The organism is Haloarcula sp. Atlit-7R, assembly GCF_003666065.1.
Classification (GTDB): domain Archaea; phylum Halobacteriota; class Halobacteria; order Halobacteriales; family Haloarculaceae; genus Haloarcula; species Haloarcula taiwanensis.
On sequence record NZ_QXIK01000014.1, the window covers coordinates 71,981 to 88,669 of the forward strand.

At 57.1% G+C, this 16,689-nt stretch carries 19 protein-coding genes; 8 read left to right on the top strand and 11 right to left on the bottom strand.

Annotation, left to right across the window (positions count from 1 at the left end; all coding sequences use genetic code 11):
* Positions 1-92: 92 nt before the first annotated feature.
* Positions 93-509, bottom strand: coding sequence for a helix-turn-helix domain-containing protein (locus D3D01_RS19345; RefSeq protein WP_233563513.1), 417 nt, complete (start codon positions 507-509; stop codon positions 93-95).
* A gap of 129 nt (positions 510-638) precedes the next feature.
* On the opposite strand from D3D01_RS19345, the gene D3D01_RS19350 reads away from it, so the two are divergent.
* The 3 genes from D3D01_RS19350 (at position 639) to D3D01_RS19360 (ending at position 2,650) form a co-directional block, all read left to right on the top strand.
* Positions 639-1,310: an NAD(P)-dependent oxidoreductase gene (locus D3D01_RS19350; RefSeq protein ID WP_121513397.1), complete on the top strand. Its 672-nt coding sequence runs from the start codon at positions 639-641 to the stop codon at positions 1,308-1,310.
* Entirely contained in the window at positions 1,307-2,203 is an 897-nt protein-coding gene (locus D3D01_RS19355; RefSeq protein ID WP_121513398.1) for an SDR family oxidoreductase, read from the top strand. Before D3D01_RS19350 ends, D3D01_RS19355 begins: the two co-directional genes overlap by 4 nt.
* A gap of 72 nt (positions 2,204-2,275) precedes the next feature.
* Positions 2,276-2,650, top strand: a complete 375-nt coding sequence (locus D3D01_RS19360) for a DUF6069 family protein (protein WP_199725487.1) — start codon at positions 2,276-2,278, stop codon at positions 2,648-2,650.
* Positions 2,651-2,729: 79 nt separating this feature from the next.
* Here the strand turns inward: D3D01_RS19360 and D3D01_RS19365 are convergent, their stop codons facing one another.
* From D3D01_RS19365 to D3D01_RS25095, 4 genes are all read right to left on the bottom strand, one after another.
* Positions 2,730-3,143: a hypothetical protein gene (locus D3D01_RS19365; protein ID WP_121513400.1), complete on the bottom strand. Its 414-nt coding sequence runs from the start codon at positions 3,141-3,143 to the stop codon at positions 2,730-2,732.
* A gap of 25 nt (positions 3,144-3,168) precedes the next feature.
* Positions 3,169-3,462, bottom strand: coding sequence for a transcriptional regulator (locus D3D01_RS19370; RefSeq protein ID WP_121513401.1), 294 nt, complete (start codon positions 3,460-3,462; stop codon positions 3,169-3,171).
* A gap of 224 nt (positions 3,463-3,686) precedes the next feature.
* A complete protein-coding gene (locus D3D01_RS19375; protein WP_121513402.1) occupies positions 3,687-4,208 on the bottom strand; it encodes an Lrp/AsnC family transcriptional regulator in 522 nt (173 codons plus the stop codon).
* Between the two features lie 256 nt (positions 4,209-4,464).
* Entirely contained in the window at positions 4,465-4,824 is a 360-nt protein-coding gene (locus D3D01_RS25095; protein ID WP_158600514.1) for a HalOD1 output domain-containing protein, read from the bottom strand.
* Between the two features lie 496 nt (positions 4,825-5,320).
* Between D3D01_RS25095 and D3D01_RS19380 the strand changes: the two genes are divergently transcribed.
* From D3D01_RS19380 to D3D01_RS19395, 4 genes are all read left to right on the top strand, one after another.
* Positions 5,321-5,992: a DUF998 domain-containing protein gene (locus D3D01_RS19380; protein WP_121513403.1), complete on the top strand. Its 672-nt coding sequence runs from the start codon at positions 5,321-5,323 to the stop codon at positions 5,990-5,992.
* A gap of 43 nt (positions 5,993-6,035) precedes the next feature.
* On the top strand, positions 6,036-6,587 hold the full coding sequence (locus D3D01_RS19385) for a hypothetical protein (protein ID WP_121513404.1): 552 nt from the start codon (positions 6,036-6,038) through the stop codon (positions 6,585-6,587).
* A 310-nt stretch (positions 6,588-6,897) separates the two neighbouring features.
* A complete protein-coding gene (locus tag D3D01_RS19390) occupies positions 6,898-8,313 on the top strand; it encodes a hybrid sensor histidine kinase/response regulator (protein ID WP_121513405.1) in 1,416 nt (471 codons plus the stop codon).
* Between the two features lie 115 nt (positions 8,314-8,428).
* Positions 8,429-9,733 (top strand): GAF domain-containing protein, encoded by a 1,305-nt coding sequence (locus D3D01_RS19395; protein WP_121513406.1) that lies wholly within the window; start codon positions 8,429-8,431, stop codon positions 9,731-9,733.
* Positions 9,734-9,765: 32 nt separating this feature from the next.
* On the opposite strand, the gene D3D01_RS24265 is transcribed toward D3D01_RS19395, so the two are convergent.
* The 6 genes from D3D01_RS24265 to D3D01_RS19420 all read right to left on the bottom strand — a co-directional run bounded on the left by D3D01_RS24265 (position 9,766) and on the right by D3D01_RS19420 (position 15,498).
* Positions 9,766-9,933, bottom strand: a complete 168-nt coding sequence (locus D3D01_RS24265; protein WP_199725489.1) for a hypothetical protein — start codon at positions 9,931-9,933, stop codon at positions 9,766-9,768.
* A gap of 227 nt (positions 9,934-10,160) precedes the next feature.
* Positions 10,161-11,399 (bottom strand): phage integrase SAM-like domain-containing protein, encoded by a 1,239-nt coding sequence (locus D3D01_RS19400; protein WP_121513407.1) that lies wholly within the window; start codon positions 11,397-11,399, stop codon positions 10,161-10,163.
* Entirely contained in the window at positions 11,396-11,854 is a 459-nt protein-coding gene (locus D3D01_RS19405; RefSeq protein ID WP_121513408.1) for a hypothetical protein, read from the bottom strand. Before D3D01_RS19405 ends, D3D01_RS19400 begins: the two co-directional genes overlap by 4 nt.
* A 3-nt stretch (positions 11,855-11,857) precedes the next feature.
* Complete coding sequence (locus D3D01_RS19410) at positions 11,858-12,397, bottom strand: hypothetical protein (protein WP_121513409.1); 540 nt, start codon at positions 12,395-12,397, stop codon at positions 11,858-11,860.
* A 529-nt stretch (positions 12,398-12,926) separates the two neighbouring features.
* On the bottom strand, positions 12,927-14,603 hold the full coding sequence (locus D3D01_RS19415; RefSeq protein WP_121513410.1) for a transposase: 1,677 nt from the start codon (positions 14,601-14,603) through the stop codon (positions 12,927-12,929).
* Between the two features lie 64 nt (positions 14,604-14,667).
* A complete protein-coding gene (locus D3D01_RS19420) occupies positions 14,668-15,498 on the bottom strand; it encodes a TrmB family transcriptional regulator (protein ID WP_199725491.1) in 831 nt (276 codons plus the stop codon).
* A gap of 293 nt (positions 15,499-15,791) precedes the next feature.
* On the opposite strand from D3D01_RS19420, the gene D3D01_RS19425 reads away from it, so the two are divergent.
* The gene (locus tag D3D01_RS19425; RefSeq protein WP_121513411.1) at positions 15,792-16,598 is read left to right on the top strand and encodes a TrmB family transcriptional regulator; all 807 of its coding nucleotides are present in this window, start codon (positions 15,792-15,794) and stop codon (positions 16,596-16,598) included.
* The last annotated feature ends 91 nt before the right edge of the window (positions 16,599-16,689 follow it).

The following is a 16,689-nucleotide window of genomic DNA, read 5'->3' on the forward strand; positions in this document are numbered from 1 at the left end:
TGCCAGTTCCGCTGCTGGCAGAGATCTGTGTCACGGCTGTAATCGGATTAGACTATGAATTTCGTAGTCAAATACTTGCAAGTCCGAAGTTGCTAATTCACTTCAAAAGTTGAAGTCATGTCCGAGTCGGTTGGTTCGAGTGCGAAATCGGCAGCCCATCGATGAAAGTGGCCGAACGCGGGAAACAGTGCTTCAGCCTTTTCCGTCGGCTCATATTCCACGCGAGGTGGGATTTCGTCGTAGGACTCTCGAACGAGCAACCCTGTTGCGACGAGTTCCTTCAATCGCTCCGAGAGGGTGTTCGGTGAGATACCCAGCTCGGTTTCGAGGTCGGAGAATCTGAGCGGTCCCTCAGAAAACGCGAATTCACGGAGAATCGCCATCGTGTGCGCTTTTCCTAAGAGGTCAAGCAACTCCGAGACGGTCTGTTCGACCCGTTCGCGCTCGGCCGGCGACATCGATTTCCGCCGGTCACGAGCGGCTTCACGTCCTTGGGGCACATCGTCCATACAGTTCCATATGATCCCCAGCGCCAAGAACATTTGAGTGTGAATTCGGCAACACAGGGATGTGTGGCGGCCATTACTACGAAACTCCGAAGTCACAAGTATATGACTCCGCCTGTCGTAGTAGGGGGTATGAAAATCGCGGTGTTCGGGGCTACCGGACGAACCGGAATCCCCCTCGTCGAACAGGCACTCGAACGCGGCCACGACGTCGTCGCGTTCGCCCGCAACGCGAATGATATCCCCGCCTCGCTTCGCAGCCACGACACACTCGTCATCCTAGAGGGCGATGCCTACACCGGTGCTGGCGTCGCTGACGCCGTCGCCGGCGGAATCGACAGTGACGAAACCAGCGCGGTCGATGCCGTCATCTGCGTCCTCGGCCAAACCTCGTCGGGCCCCGACGACCTCCTAACCGAATCTGGACGGCACATCCTCGATGCGATGGACGAATCCGGCGTCGAACGTATCGTGACACTGGTTGGGGCTGGCGTTCGGGAAGACGGCGAGTCGGTGAGTCTCGGCGGGAAGGTGATGGGCTCACTGCTGAAAGTGATGGCTGGCGGCGTCCTCGAAGACGCCAAAGCCCACGCGGAGATGCTCCGGGCGAGCAACGCCCAGTGGACGATCGTCCGTGGCCCACGACTCACAGAGGGTGAACACACGGGGCAGTTCCAGCACGGAACAGAACTCCAGCTGGGGCTACGCGATAGTGCCGCCCGGGCCAACGTCGCCCAGTTCATCCTCGACTGCATAGAAGACGACCTGTACGTCGAACAACTGCCGAAGATCACCGACCAATGAAACGCATCCTCGTTACCGGAGCCACTGGCACCGTGGGGAGTCACGTCGTTAGCCAACTCACCCAGAAAGACGTCGCCGTCCGAGCGGGCGTCCGTAATCCCGAGCGGGCCCACGAGCAGTTCGTGAGTGATGTCGAATGTGTTGCGTTCGATTTCCACAAACCAGAGACGTGGGGCGCGGCGTTCGCGGATGTCGACGCGATGTTTCTCATCCGACCGCCATCAGTGAGTCGCGTGAAGCGCCATCTCACGCCGGCCGTCGACGCTGCGGCTCGAGTCGGTGTCGACCATGTCGTCTACCTCTCGGTACTCGGGGCCGAAAAGAATCCGCTCTTACCCCATCACCGCATCGAGGATGCGCTTCGTGAGACCGACGTGACCTACACGTTCCTACGAGCGTCGTTTTTCATGCAGAATCTATCCGAGGTCCATCGAGAAGACATCGTTGACCGCGACGAGATATTCGTTCCCGCAGGTGACGGGACCACGAGTTTCGTCGATGCCAGGGATATCGCCGCCGTCGCAGTGGCAGCTCTCACCGAACCGGGCCACGAGAATCGCGCATACGACGTGACTGGGCCGGAAGCACTAACGTACGACGACGTGGCCGAAATCTTCTCCGAAGTCTTGGATCGGGAAATCGAATACACCCACCCCGGCCCAATCGAATTCGCCACGACGATGTACCGCCGCGACTCACCGCTTCCGTTCGTCATCGTGATGCTGGGCATCTATACGACCGCCCGACTTGGGCTGGCAGGCCGAGTGACTGACGACGTTGCAGACGTGCTTGGACGCCCGCCCCGGACGATGCGAGCGTTCGTCAAAGATCACGCAGACGTGTTCCAGCAGGAAGCCCCACATGCAGACGAATCACAGAAAGTCGATCAATAACCACTGACGGATCAGAGACTGAATACTCCAACACGACACGAAATTATGCAGACAACAACCCAGCACTCACCGATGGAGCACCGAACGCTTGCAACCCGTGGTGGAATCGCGCTCGCGCTCTCGCTCGTCGTGAACGGGCTCATCGTCGGGATCGTCATAGCCACAGATGCAGTCCAGTCGTTCCAACCGCTCGCATTCCCGCCCGTCCTGTTTCTCTCTGCGGTCGGGGCAGTCGGCGCTACCATCGTATATGGCCTCCTCCAGTGGCGATCAGCACGCCCGAATCGACTTTTCGCGGTGATTACTGGGGTTGTGTTGCTCCTGTCGTTCGTTCCGGACGTGACGTTTCTCCCGGGGCGTCCGGGAGCCACAACCGCAGGGATTCTCGTGCTGATGGTGATGCACGTGACTGTTGCGGGGATCTGCTACGCAATACTCACCCGGTAGCCCGATAAGTACGAGTCGTTCAGGGCCTATGAAGGAGCGACAAACGCTGCATCAGTTCGGTCTCAGGGTAGCACAGCGATTAGGCGTCTTCGTGGCCGATATGGGTGCCTTCAGCCTGTAGGAGGGCAGAAAGTTCATTCGCTAGCTGAGATTGTAGCTGTGATTCGATATGGGCGAGAGCTGGGCCCGCCTCGACGAAGTCGTCTACTTGGTGGTACTCGACAAGATCAGCTGCTTGTAACGCAGGGAGATGATCATGATACAGCGACATGTAGATCCGGAGCCGGTCTCTGTCGTCTGGATCGGACGATTCTGGGTGCTCCCAGACAGTGAGTTGGTCAGCTATCTCTGGCAGTGTCAGTGACGTTGGAGTGAGATAGAGACAATAGAGCAGATATCGTCGCCGGTGAGCCGCAAAGACCGCGTCACCATCTTCACTCAACGAGGACTCTGCCATGTCAGTAGTCGAAAGCGATTCATCGTCCGTTGCCATATCTACATCTGGTTTCTCTCACTGGTTAGTTCTTGGCGTGCTCGACCATACATTCGAGGAGTGGGCGAAGTTCCTCGAATTGTGGTCCTTTGATGATCTCATGGGTGTCTCGGTTCCACTCGATGAAGCCGTAATCATCGAGTTTTGGGAGATGTGTATGATACATCTCGATTCCTCGGCGATGGGTAGCATTCAGTTCCCCAGCATCGTCACCCGCAGGAAGTTCAACAGCCACTTCCTGCGGATTTTCATCGAGAAGGTCGAGTAACAGTTCTCGGCGGTGCTCGTTCGCCAGCGCGTCGAAGGCAGTGTCGTTCATAGTGTCTTTAACGGATTCCACCATGAAGGTCGACGGTTTCCTCCGGTGGTCACATCCTCACTAAAAGAGTCGAGCCGAAGTACGGATAATGTTGTTGTGTACAGTAATTTATATATTCGAGATTACGCACTACTTAGAAGGTATACTGTGCAATCCGAAATTATGGTGTGTGGGAACTCCATTTCCTCCCCCCAAAATTGTGGATAGTGGAAATATACCAGATATTACTCAGGATTTGGATCCTCGTCCTCAAAATCGTCGTCGCGCGCTTCCATGTCTTCGGTTCCTTGCAGGAAGAAGTGGTTGAATGGCTGGACGTGGCGGCGGCGCATCATCTCCGACGACTCGATTTCCACGCCAATGTCGTGGATCGCGTCGGTGATCCTGGTGATATCGCTCGTGCTCGTCCCGACGACATCGACGTGGATATTGCGCCGCCCTGTGAGCATCTCACGAACATCTATCACGCCCTGGATCGCCCTGATATCCGCCGAGTACTGTTTGATTTCGGTGGCTGGTGCAGAGATGACAAACGTCACTTGCAACGGCAGATTGGCCTCCTCGTAATCGATCTCCGGATGATAGCCTTTAATGATACCATCGGCCTCGAGTTGGTCAATCCGGTTCCGAACGGTACTGGCCGAGACACCAGCCGTATCGCCAATTTCCTGTGCTGTCGTGTTACGAGCATCTCTCTGGAGCAAGTAGAGGATGCTTCGGTCAACGTCGTCCAAATCGCGACCCATGTCCCGGGATACGCAGTGGGAGTTACAAACGCGTTTCCCTCGGCACTGGAACGCTGGTTCGTCGGAGGGACAGAAACAGCCGGAGAGACGCTGAATCCCAGTAGGGCCAACTCACCCAACCGTCCCAATCACTCATCAGGAATCGTGTTGGCCGAATCAGACAAATAAGAGGCTATGAGTGGCCGAGATGGACATCACAACTTGGCACCTCGTGGGAGACTACTATTTCGACAAAACCAAGCGCTTTCCCATTGTCTTACGTGTGTTTTAATCTCCTCCCCCCCCCTAAATTATTCTTCTCTGACAAATGTACGATGATCTCGCCGTGGGAATAGACAGTGACGTCGTATCCGTCGACAACAAGCGAGACGGAGCCAGTCGCTCGTGGATGGTCTGTGGACAACGGGCGAAAGAGTGCATCTAACGCATCCGGGTCAACGTGGTTGTATAACGGTTCCAACTCAGTCGAATCAGTACCTGTAGCTGCGGCCACCGCACTGATGACAGCTTGACCGAGTGTCCCGGGCGCGTCCCAATCATATTGGTGGTGATACGTTTCTGTCATCGGATTATACCCCCTCCAATCGCGGGTGTCGTTTGTATCCGGGGCGGTCATTGGTGTCGCTCCGTGTTCAGACCCCAGCAAGCGCGGCACTCCGCTGAACGGAGCAGGTCTTTACTGCTACGGAGTCTCCATAGGCGTATATATTTCTGGGTCGCCTAACAAACCAACAGACTGCGGACAATTATATACGTCATCTCTTAATGCGATTTGAAGACGGAGCAGACCGAGGGCATCGGGGGCCGTCCAAGAGAACGGAGGTCCCTCGTGATGACGAGACGCTTCGCCTCTGGAACCACTTCACCCGGGGCGGTTCACATGGCAGCAACACCAACGCCGAGCTATCCTTCGATCTCGGTGGGGGCTCCTACTGTTTGCAATCCTAACAAATGAAAGTGGATTCTCTAGAACTGCCAGTCACACGGGGGTGCAACTGGAAGCGACTGAATCACGGACGAATCACGCACTGCTCTGTCGAGGCAAATCATCGAACCACATAATACGAACACCGACTGACTAGTATCGAGAGGACACATTTACGTAGGTACCAATGAGCAGGGTAGAGAGTGCATCCGATTCGGAGTCGTGGTCATTCCCGTACCCATGGGTTACTGAGGTAGGTGTCGCAGGATTCTTTCTCGTGGCACTACTCATTATCGCACTTCGGGGCGATCTGAATCCAGTTGACAACTACATCAGTGAATACGCAGTAGGACCACACGGCTGGGGAATGCGAATCGGGTTCGTTCTTCTGGGAATAGGGAGCCTCAATCTCGTCCCAGGCTTTTTCCGACCCAATTTGGCCCTCGAGGGGAGACATCAGATTGGATACCTGCTGGCAATATGGACCGTAGCAGTCCTGACAGCTGCTGTCTTCCCGGTAGACCTCCAAGGAACACCTGTCACACCGATTGGAACGGTCCATCTGGTCGCATCACTGGTAGGGTTCCTCTCGCTGTTCGTGGCTATGGCCGTTTCTGTTCGCCGGTTCAAACAGAGTGAGACCTGGCGTGATCGTACCCGACTGACACGGGCGGTTGCTGTCCTGACGCCGTTCGTCTTCGTATTGGAGGTCTCGCTGTTTAGTACGCTCGGGTGGGTGGGAATTGGACAGTGGCTGCTTTTTGCCCTCTCAGGAGGGTGGCTCGTGGTTCTTGCTCGCCAATTCGACCGACTCGAAGAATCTATCGACGAATCTCGGCGGATGACGAGGGAAACGTAGCGTCGATATGGTTACGTTCCTGGCTACGTTCTATAGAGTCGGAATGGCTGTCGAAAAGCGAGACCCTCGTCCTACTGAATCCCGCCCGGCGAAATCTCGACGGTACCTCGTTCTCGTCGGTCTTGTGGCGTGGGTCGCAACCCTCGGGGTTGATCTCTTTCTTTATGCGGGGGTGTTCGCTGGCGTGTTCTTTGAGACAAGTCCGTTTCTGCTCTCTCCTGAGGAACTGTTCCTCCGAATACCGCTGGGATATCTTGCCTTCCTCCTGATGACGGGGCTTTTAGTTTGGTTGATGACAGCACTATTTATTTCCGGGTGGCTGGCCGGTGCCCGGTTCGGGTTGCTAGTCGGCGTCGTCGTCCACGGAAGCGGCGCTCTCGCCCTCGCGTCGGTCTCGACGGCACGCCCATCGTTTCTCGTCGTCTGGTTTCTGGGACAATCGCTCCAAGCTAGTGTTGCCGGGGCAGTCATCGGCCGGGGGTTGGCCACGGAGTCGTTGCGTCGACTCGCGGCAGGCGTACTCGTGCTAGACGTTGTCCTCGTTGGAACGACGGTTTTCATGCAATCGTTCGGCGTCGTTCCGACTCCAGCATAGAACTGCCGGGGCTCCTGAGAAACCGATTAGAAGAGGTTTGTTCGGGTGGGGTGGAGGGCCGATGCGTCAGGTCTGTACAGCACCAGTACTACTGGCTCTGACTGGTAAATGCTTTGTCCATAGGAAACCCGTTGTTGCCTCAAGTCATGAATCCCTATCCCCCGTAATATTCCTGCCTGAATAGCAATCTTAGTATGTGATTTCCCGGGGGGTCAGCTGTTGCTGAGGTATTTTATTCTCACTCCACGAGGGGAAGTAGCGAATGATGATTTATTTACTCCATCAACACATCAGGTGGGAGTGATAAGTAGTGGCCTCGAAGATACACGTTTCCCTCATCGACGCAGACGACGCGATTCGTGAGGCGGTCTCAACTGCGTTAGAACAACGGGACGCCCCACTTGCCGTTAGCCCCTTCACCGATGCCGATACGGTCGTTGATCACGTCGGTACTGATGAGTCGGTCGATTGTATCGTGAGTGCCTATGACCTCCCACAGGTGTCCGGTTTAGAACTTCTCCAAACCATTCGGGACGACCACCCCGAACTCCCATTCATCCTGTTCACAGACCACGAATCAGCATCGGCTGCAAGACGGGCCTTCGCAGCCGATGTTTCAGACATCTGTACTTCACGAGGAACAACAGATGAGTACGAGGTTCTGGCACACCGAATTCAGAAGACCGTGCGCGAACAGCGGCTACGACAGGAACTCAATCAGACCCGAGAACGGTATGAAATAGCTGTGCAAGCTGCCTCCGATATCATTTGGGAGCGCCAGACCGACACCAATCGGATTACCGTCTCGGAAGGAATCGAGGAGACGTTCGGCTATTCTGCCGATGAGGAGTACGCGTTCGAATGGTGGCAAGAACACACCCACCCCGACGACCAGGAGCGACTGAAGACACGCCTTCAGCGCGCATTTGAGGCGGAACAAGATCAGCTCTGCCAAGAATATCGATTCCGCCGAATTGACGGCTCGTATGCTTACGTCGAGGACACCTGCCACATCAGCTACGACTCCAGTGGTGCGCCAACCCGGATGATCGGTGCGATTCGTGATATTACAGAGCAGAAAGAATACGAACAACAACTTGAACGACAGAACGAACGTCTCAACGAGTTCGCGAGCGTTGTTTCTCACGATATTCGGAACCCGCTAAGTGTCGCAGTCGGCAATCTAGAGCTGGCAACAGACGAGTGTGATAGCAAGTTCCTCGAACAAGCTTCGACGGCGCTCACACGAATCGAGTACTTGACTGGTGACCTTCTGACGCTCGCTCGCTCCGGCAAGGCTGTTGGGGAGACGACACCCGTTCGGTTACGAGCGATCGCCAAGGCCGCTTGGGGCAATGTCGAAACGGCAACGGCGACTCTCGACCTCGGCACTGATGACACCATCGTCGAGGTCGACCGGGATCGACTGGAAGAAGCCTTCGAGAACCTCTTTCGGAACGCCATCGAACACGGCGGTGAAGACATCACTGTCCGAGTGGGGACGATCAACAACGGGTTCTACGTCGAAGATACAGGTGACGGGATCCCCGACGATGCTCGTGACCAGGTGTTCGATCACGGCTACTCGACGGGCGAGGGAGGTACCGGGTTCGGCCTCTCGATCGTCCGGAGTATCATCGAGGGACATGGCTGGTCGATTACTGTAGCGGACGCGTCCGCTGGCGGCGCCCGCTTCGAAATCACTGACGTTCAGCTCTCCTCGTAGGATACCGATTCGAGCGTCATCCTAAATTATTTTTCGTCTACATAAACGAGTAGGCGATGCCGATGTGGATATGGTTATACTCCGTGCTTTCAAATGCTATATCAGAACTTGTAGCATGAGTACCGGGGATCCGATTTCAGTCCTTCACGTCGATGACGAGCCGAGTATTTCGGAGCTAACCGCGGAAATGCTCGAGCGTGAAGACGACCGATTCAGCGTGGAAACGACGACGAGTGCCGGGGATGGACGCAAACGAGTTGCGACGGGGGACATCGACTGCATTATTTCAGACTACCAGATGCCCGGGATGGATGGCCTCGAATTTCTCGAAACCATCCGTGAGGACCACTCCACGTTGCCGTTCATTCTCTTCACCGGAAAAGGGAGTGAAGCAGTCGCCAGCGACGCGATTGCGGCGGGCGTCACGGACTATCTCCAGAAACAACCTGGCTCGGAACAGTATGAACTGCTCGCCAACCGGATTCAGAACGCAGTCGAACAGTATCGCGCAACTCAACGTGCGACCAACCTAGATCGAATCCGAACGCTCGTCAATACCGTCAACCAGGCGTTGGTTCGCGCATCGAGTCGTTCGGAGATCGAAACCCGTGTCTGTGAAAGCATCACCGAGGCCGAACCGTATGTGTTCGCGTGGATCGGTGAGTACGACTCGGAGACACAGACAATTGCGGCACGAACGGGGGCAGGTGTTGAGCAGGGGTATCTGGATGGGATTGACATCACAGCCGATGAGAGCGCAACGGGGCAGGGCCCAACCGGACGAGCGGTTCGAACTCGCGAGATGGTGGTGATGCAGGATATTATCGAGAGCGACGAGTACGAACCGTGGCGGGATGCTGCGCTCGAACGAGGGTATCGCTCCAGCGCAGCAGTTCCCCTCGTCTACGACGACACACTCTACGGGATACTGAATGTCTATGCAGAGCGCGTCGATGCCTTCGACGAACGGGAACGCGAGTTACTCACTGAACTGGCCGACGATATCACTCACGCACTGCGCCACCAGGAAGTGAGACGTGACCTCCGCCGCGAGCGTGACCGCTTCCAGTATCTCGTCGATGGGATCGAGCACTACGCGATATTTATGATGGACGCAGACGGGGAGGTGGCGACCTGGAACAGTGGCGCCGAGCGAATCAAGGGATACACGAGCGAAGAAATTCACGGCGAACACTACAGCATCTTCTTTCCTGACGACGCAGTCGCAGAAGGCAAACCGGAGGAGTTGCTTACTCGCGCTAAGACAGAGGGGGCAGTCGAGGGAGAGGGCTGGCGTGTACGTAAAGATGGGAGCGAGTTTCTGGCGGATTTCACTCTCACGGCAATTTTCGATGACGCGGGCGAGCTTCGTGGGTTTGCGAAGGTGACTCGCGACCGAACTGACGAACACCAAAACTGAACAACAGCGAAGAGACGCTCAGATAGAGGTGTCTACTGTTGTCGTTGATCCCAAGCACGGCCAAGCGCTGCTCCAAGAGCAATGCCGACTGCGATACCGACCGCCAAGTTCTCTAGCGCGCTGCCGATTCCAGCACCGAGAACGAGACCGAGTCCGATCCCGGCCGCGGTTCCCCTTTCGACAGTCGATGAGTTTACCATCCCAGATTCAATTGGGGCTGGACTTATATCGGTACCGAGGTCATGCTGACAACCCTGGTCCATTGCCGGTGTACGCGGGCGAATACAACCTCCTGAGTTGGCATCACTTCAAACGGCCACGTTTCTGTCGAAGCAGAGGCCACCTCTCACGGATAGCGATACTGGTAGTGGCCAGCCTATTCAGGACCCACCCTTGGATGTGGTCACAATCTACGAGTGAGAGAGATCTAGTGCGAAATGCTGTCGATTTCCGCAAGAGCTTCGGTGGCCACGTCACCTAACTCACCCGCCTCGATATGCGAGTAGCGCTCACGAACCATTTCCTCGGAGTTGTCGAGATATCGAGCTGCGACCGTATAGCCGAACGCTCTGACGAGGACCTCCCCCATGCCTCGTCGACCGCCGTGAGGAGCGAGATAGTCGTGTTTCGGATGATCGATGTTGAGCTCTCCGTCCTCAGAGAGTCGTTGGAGAATCGACCTTGCTCCATCGGTCGTGATCGACGGAGGTCGAATATCTTCCTCAAGTGTCAGTAAAAGGTCGCGAGCGAACTCATCACGCCGTTCTTCGATGACGTCCGGTTGTAGCCCTCGGTCAGCAAACTCCTCTCGTACGTGCGTCGCGAGCGTTCGCTGATCGAACGTCGGGAACACAGGCCACCGCTCAGTCGGCGGCTTCACCAGTTTCCGGTAGCTCCGTAGCGGAGAAATCACTGGATCAGGTAGACTCGCGGCGTCCCACTGTTGTTTCTTGCGGTAGACGTCCATACTCCCGTCGTCAAGCGAGAGGTCCTCCCAGCGGACGCCGCGCCGGCGCGGGTCGTTCGGGTCCCGGAGGAGTTCCCCAACGCGGACAGCGGTGTACGCGAGGACGAACACCAGCGCCCGGTCACGAGCCGCCTTCAGCGCCGCGTAGCGTGCTCGTTGCTTATCGATGGGGCCAGTATCCTCTGGGAGTGTCGTGTACGCCTCGACGGCGTCGCGAGCCTGTTCGTCAACGTGGCGGGTGAGGGCATGGCGTTGTTCCGACGTCCAGGCCTGCTGGTCACCGGGCTTGCGGCCGTCGTCCTCCGGCAGCGGCGCCGTCGCACTCGCCCGCTGGGCGTAGTGCGCCTCGAGATATCCCTCGTTGACACACCACCCGCACCACGCAGAGATATAGCGATAATAGGTTTGTACGGTATTCTGCTTGAGTCCGCGATCTCCACCGAGATGCCGGGCGTACTCTCGGAAGACGCGTTCGTCGAGGTCCTCAAAGGTGGGGTCACGGTCGACGTCATCAGAGACAATCCCGATCCAGTCGTCGTCACCGCGGTCGCCGGCGGCCCACTCAGCAAACCGCTCGAGCTCACGCGCTGCGTTCCGTCGATAGTTCCCGCCGTCGCCACCACGCCCCTTGCCCTTATCCTGGAGATACCGTTCGAAGGAGCTCGCGAGCGACCGATCGGAGCGTTCTCGTGGTGTCATGGTTCCTCGTTCGCGTACTGGTAGGTCGGACGGACATCCTCGAGAAGCGCTTCGACGATCTCCCAGAGGATCAGCGACGGGGTCTCGTGGTCGAACGTGATTCCCCAGCGATCCTCCGCATCGCCGGCTGAATACTGGAAATGCGTTCGTCCGAGATCGGGATGGTCCTCGTCCTGGTGCCACCCCGCGTGAAATCCCGTGTTCGGGTCGGTGTAGTTGATACGGAACCAATCATGTGGCTCCTGTCGGTACCACTTGATGGACAGTTCCGGCGATTCAGGCCCTGTCGAAGGGTCGAGACGGGCTGGATCAAACCGTGCCCGCAGCTGCTTGGCCTCGATATCGTCAGGAACGTACTCGACGGCCGTGATCTGGGGGACACGGTCGAGGACATCCCGCTTCAGCTGGGCGTAGAGGTTTGCGTTCGGGTCACCACCGGGATGCGGGACCGACATCCGTCAGCTACTGGCCTCGGCAGGCTCGTTCGTTGGAGTGAGAAAGTCCCATTCGCGGATGGCGAAGCCGACGATGTCGATGCGCCGCTGGAGGTGTTCCCACTCGCGGGCGATCTCACGGCGACGGTCCTCTTCGTCGGCATCGAGACCCTCCTCGGCGAGCGTTCCGCGAAGCTGGTTCGGTGACTCGACGTCGAATTCGCTCTCCCAGTCGCGGATCTGGGTCTTCATATCGGCGAGCCGGTCCGTGAGTTCCTCGACAGTGTGCCCGCTGTCGCGAAGCCGCATCGCCTCCTGCATCGCTTGGCGGCGGTAATCAGGGTAGTACGTCGTGTGCGTACCGCTCTCGTCACGGTGGAGGATCCCGTCGTCGACGAGTCGTTCGAGGACCCGCTTGGTCGGCTCGTGTGACCAGCCCGCTTCGGAGGCGATCCAGTTGGCCGTCCGCGGCTCCGAGAGCTGTCGGGCGGCCATCCGCACGCGGTCTTCGCCCGTGGTCTGGCGCTCCATCAGACCCTTGGAGTTCGATTCGTCTTCGGTCATACGTTACCGTTCACGCCCTATCTCCATATAGATTGAGGTCATTCATTCTATATCGAATCACTGTATTCCGCTAGTTCTTCGACGGCGCTGAGTGGAACTACAGCAAACTCGCAGCTCGGTCTCGGCGGCTCTACCCTGGGGGAAACGCCGTTCTGAGCCGATTGCAGCATTCGTGCTTACCGGACGGCGGCGGGGTACTTCAAAGTGGTCGTGATTATTCGTGTAATCACGTCCAGACGTGTATTTGCCTGAAGTTCCGAATTCTGGCGGTAGTAGTGTTAATAGCCAAGAAACCGGATTTATAAATTATATACCGCTATATCAAAACTGAGCCGTTGGGAAGTTGAGACTACAGTTGGTTTAGCGGGCCTATGATGCGTGGTTTCGGACGAATTTTCGAGACGAAGCTGCTTCAGATCTACTCTCGATAGTCTTCTCGTGTCGTACTACTAACTAGACCGGAGAATTTCCAAGATCCCCGGCAGCGTTGCCACTCAGGAATCCGTATTGCCCCGGTCAGAGTAGCTCTCTATCCGATTCCGGTCTCCTTCTTCAGCAGCGTGAGCGTATTGTCGGCTGTCACAATGGGTGAATGTTCGTACTCACCCGTCAACTCGACTTGGACGAGCAAATCGACCGCTCGCCAAATCGAGTACAAAAGACACGCGAATGCGAAGTAGAAGAATCGGAGCTCGAAATTCTTCGACGTCGTCGCCGCCATGAACCGCTTTATCGACCTGTAGCCGCTCTCGATCTCCCACCGATACCCGTACTCCGTGAGGTGACCGCTCCCGCAATTCGTCATGAACACCGAGTACTGCCGGTGGTCGTCGTGCTCAGAGTCTTCTTTCCGACGGTAGATCAGCGTCGTCTCGTGCCATTCGTTCTTGCCGAGGTGGAGCTTCCGGTCGGTCTCGTAGCGGTCTTGATCACGTCGAAGCAACCGCTTGGCCTGGGCTTTCTCGCTGGTCTGCATCCGCTTGGGAACGACGTAGGAGAGCCCACGCTGGCTGATCATCTCCAAGACGTGCTGGCTATCGAACTCTCGGTCCATCAGGACGTTATCGACATGGACGAGGTCCTCAGCCGAATCGAGCAAGTCCTCGACGATTTCCAGTCGTGTCTCCCCCTTTCGGACGGGGCGCGCGTCCAGCACGATCGGGACGGCGTTGCCGACTAACTGGACTGTCGCCCACTGATAGGCGTACTCGTCACTCTTCTCTTTTGTTCCGATGATCTCGTCCTCGTGGCCAGTTCTATCGCCGGTGAACGGATCAGCTTCGGTAATGTCGATCGCGACGATTCCAGCTCGAAAGAACTGCTCTGTCTCCGCAACTTCGTTCAGGAGCCGAGTGATGGCCTGACGGTACATCGCTCGCACTTGGTCAACCGAGAGGTCGCGGATGTGCTCGCGATGGGCGTGCCCCAGCGGTGTCCGATCCCGAGTCGATTCGTAGACGAAACTGCGAGCCCCTTCGTTCGCAGCCAGCCGTTCGCGAAGTCCGAGATATGTCTGCAGGCCCCAGTAGGCGTTCTCGTGGATCTCACAGCCCTCGCCACGGTCCAGCGAGAACGCGGGGAAAACGATGCGGCTGACGTGATCGCTGATCTTCGCTGCTTCTGCCAAAACAGTCTGGTCGTCCGGATCGGGCTCCCCAGACTCGTCGTTATGGTACTGGAGCTTCCGTTCCGGGTTACGGGGAACCGCAACACCGGCGTTCTTTGCGTTGATGAGGATCGTCCGTGCCGTTCTCTCGACTGTCTCACGGAGATCGGCGTTGAAGCGCTTGTTCCAACTGCGCCAGAGTGTCGACTGATCGGGAACGGAGGCGAACCCGAGCGAGCGACAGGTCTCTGAGTGCTGCCGAAGATACTCGACGAGCGCGGTTTCGTGGTCCCAGGCGTGTATCTCTTTCAGCAGGAATGCCCTGAAGAGCTGTGGCATCTCGTATCGAGTCGGACCGGAGTACTGGTCGTGGGGACTGAACTCCACGTAGGACAGTGGATACTGACAGACGAACGCCTCGACCGAGTCGTGGGCGTTGTGCTCGAACCAGATTCCAGAGACGGTCCGGAAATCCTCAATGAGCGCACTCAGTGAACTCTGGTCGTACAGTGGCATCGAGTCGTAGGCCGGCCAGTCGAGATACTGTGTTGTCGCTATCGAACGGAAGACATCGCGTCGAGAGACGGCAGTTGGTGCCATCGGAGACACGTCTGCCGTTCCGGGCCAATGATACGACGGTCTCTCCGATGCTCACGAGCGGGACTCAAGTCTCCTCAGCTTCGGGATCGTTCACAGACAGCAATCCGGTCGCCATCAGCCGTCGCGTGATTGCGACCAGCCCGTTGTCGAATCCGCGACCAAAGACGCCTTGTTCGTGCTCACGGCCGTCTGCCCTCGTTTCGGTAAACGAACTCATCAATATCGCCTCACGGTCGGCCAGTAACAGCCGACTGATTTCGGTATCGTCATCTGGAAGCGGTGACCGACTCAACCAATCCAATCCCGAGACGAACACTTCGACACTAGGGAGGGCATCTTGAATCGTGGCCTGGAGCTCTTCATCGACCGTCCCGATGATGACGTTCACATCTCGTTCCTGAGCCGACTGTAGTTGTTCGGCCAGCTGATCGGTGAAAATACTCTCGTGGCCGACCACCAGGATCAACTCCTCTGTCGCTCCCTCGATCAACTGCCGTGTCCGGCTTGTAATGCCTTGGTCGCCAGAGATGGACCACACCTCGTGGGTGGCCTCTGTTGAGTCTCCCTCGTCGGTCGGTTCAAGCCCGCTCAGGGCACTCCGGAGTGACTCGGTGCGCTCGGCGTACTCCGACTGGAGGGTGTTGACAGCCTCGTCGATAGAGACGGCTCGAAACACCTGCGGGTTCGAATGCTGAGTCTCCACCAGCCCCTTCGATTCCAGTACGCGAATCGCGTCGTAGACGCGCGTCCGGGGCACTTCGGAGGTCTCGCTGATGTCCTTGGCCGTCCCGCGCTGGCGGCGTGCGAGCGCGACGAACGACTTGGCCTCGTACTCTTTGAGCCCGAGTTGTTGGAGCAGTTCGATCGCTTGGTCTTGATTTGAAACATCGTCCATTGGTCCCAACCTCGACTGCTACCGTCCCGTTCGTGCCCTGGGTGTTTAGTACGTCGCACCGGGATACATTGATGTCCCCCAAATCATCACAGAATAACCTCGTTATTGAGTGCTCTGAGTGTCCAGAACAGGCAACCACCCACCTGATTCACTCAGTTAATCACAATACTTCTTTGTGCGGGTAGCACGGAGGGTAGAGTGGCGTGTAGGCACAGATTTGGTCCCAACCTCTCTGTCGCTACACGTCAGAAACCACCATACACGGTGGTTTTCACGAAATTGGTGACGAGTTAATGTCCGGCGACCCATCCGACCAAGCACGATCCACGGCCGTCAAACAGCTCAAAGCGCTCGGCCTCAGTACCTACGCCGCCCGGACATTCGTCGCACTCGTCAGTCTCGGCGAAGGGACTGCGCAGGACGTGAGCGAAGTCGCCGACGTCCCCCGAACACGTGTCTACGACGCAGCTGACGAGCTTTATGACCGCGGTCTCGTCGACGTGAAACAGTCGAGTCCTCAGCGATATTGGGCCATTTCGACGGAGACTGCCGGCCGTCACTTCGAACAGGAGTTCGACCACCGAGTGACGGTCCTGACAGACGCACTCGACGAGCTTGCATCAGCAACTCGCAGTACTGAACAGCAAGGTGTCTGGACGGTAACCGGCCGGGACACCGTGACCGACCGCGTGGTGGATTTCATCTCGGCCGCTAATGAGGAGGTCGTTTACATGACTGCCGAGGAACTCCTGACCGACGAAATCGCTGAACGTCTCTCGACCGCCAGCGACCGTGGAGTCTCGATTCGGCTCGCAGAGATGTCACAATCCGTCGAATCCCGACTCGAACAGGACGTTCCTGACGCGCAGCTGTTCGAATCGGTGTGGGACTGGTCGGATACGCCTGCTGGCCGCCTCCTCATGGTGGACCAGGAAAAGACGCTCGTGAGCGTGCTCGTTGACGGCAACGGTGAGCACCCACCCGAACCTCGTGACGAAACCGCCATCTGGGGCACGGGTCAGACGAACAGCCTCGTCGTTGTGCTGAAAGCGCTGTTCACCTGGCAGCTCGACAACAATCGCGAGTCGACCAATGAATAGTCACTCAGATTCTCACAACAATGCTATCAAGGTCCGGATCGTAGGGATGGAAACTGAAGCCACGGCGGTTTCCTCCGCTGTTACTTCGTCT

Coding starts and splice junctions, on each gene's coding strand:
- D3D01_RS19425 (WP_121513411.1), top strand. CDS start 15,792: ATGTCCGGCGACCCATCCGACCAAGCACGATCCACGGCCGTCAAACAG.
- D3D01_RS19360 (WP_199725487.1), top strand. CDS start 2,276: ATGGAGCACCGAACGCTTGCAACCCGTGGTGGAATCGCGCTCGCGCTC.
- D3D01_RS19395 (WP_121513406.1), top strand. CDS start 8,429: ATGAGTACCGGGGATCCGATTTCAGTCCTTCACGTCGATGACGAGCCG.
- D3D01_RS19405 (WP_121513408.1), bottom strand. CDS start 11,854: ATGTCGGTCCCGCATCCCGGTGGTGACCCGAACGCAAACCTCTACGCC.
- D3D01_RS24265 (WP_199725489.1), bottom strand. CDS start 9,933: ATGGTAAACTCATCGACTGTCGAAAGGGGAACCGCGGCCGGGATCGGA.
- D3D01_RS19370 (WP_121513401.1), bottom strand. CDS start 3,462: ATGAACGACACTGCCTTCGACGCGCTGGCGAACGAGCACCGCCGAGAA.
- D3D01_RS19355 (WP_121513398.1), top strand. CDS start 1,307: ATGAAACGCATCCTCGTTACCGGAGCCACTGGCACCGTGGGGAGTCAC.
- D3D01_RS19410 (WP_121513409.1), bottom strand. CDS start 12,397: ATGACCGAAGACGAATCGAACTCCAAGGGTCTGATGGAGCGCCAGACC.
- D3D01_RS19420 (WP_199725491.1), bottom strand. CDS start 15,498: ATGGACGATGTTTCAAATCAAGACCAAGCGATCGAACTGCTCCAACAA.
- D3D01_RS19365 (WP_121513400.1), bottom strand. CDS start 3,143: ATGGCAACGGACGATGAATCGCTTTCGACTACTGACATGGCAGAGTCC.
- D3D01_RS19350 (WP_121513397.1), top strand. CDS start 639: ATGAAAATCGCGGTGTTCGGGGCTACCGGACGAACCGGAATCCCCCTC.
- D3D01_RS19415 (WP_121513410.1), bottom strand. CDS start 14,603: ATGGCACCAACTGCCGTCTCTCGACGCGATGTCTTCCGTTCGATAGCG.
- D3D01_RS19345 (WP_233563513.1), bottom strand. CDS start 509: ATGGACGATGTGCCCCAAGGACGTGAAGCCGCTCGTGACCGGCGGAAA.
- D3D01_RS19400 (WP_121513407.1), bottom strand. CDS start 11,399: ATGACACCACGAGAACGCTCCGATCGGTCGCTCGCGAGCTCCTTCGAA.
- D3D01_RS19380 (WP_121513403.1), top strand. CDS start 5,321: ATGAGCAGGGTAGAGAGTGCATCCGATTCGGAGTCGTGGTCATTCCCG.
- D3D01_RS19385 (WP_121513404.1), top strand. CDS start 6,036: ATGGCTGTCGAAAAGCGAGACCCTCGTCCTACTGAATCCCGCCCGGCG.
- D3D01_RS19375 (WP_121513402.1), bottom strand. CDS start 4,208: ATGGGTCGCGATTTGGACGACGTTGACCGAAGCATCCTCTACTTGCTC.
- D3D01_RS25095 (WP_158600514.1), bottom strand. CDS start 4,824: ATGACCGCCCCGGATACAAACGACACCCGCGATTGGAGGGGGTATAAT.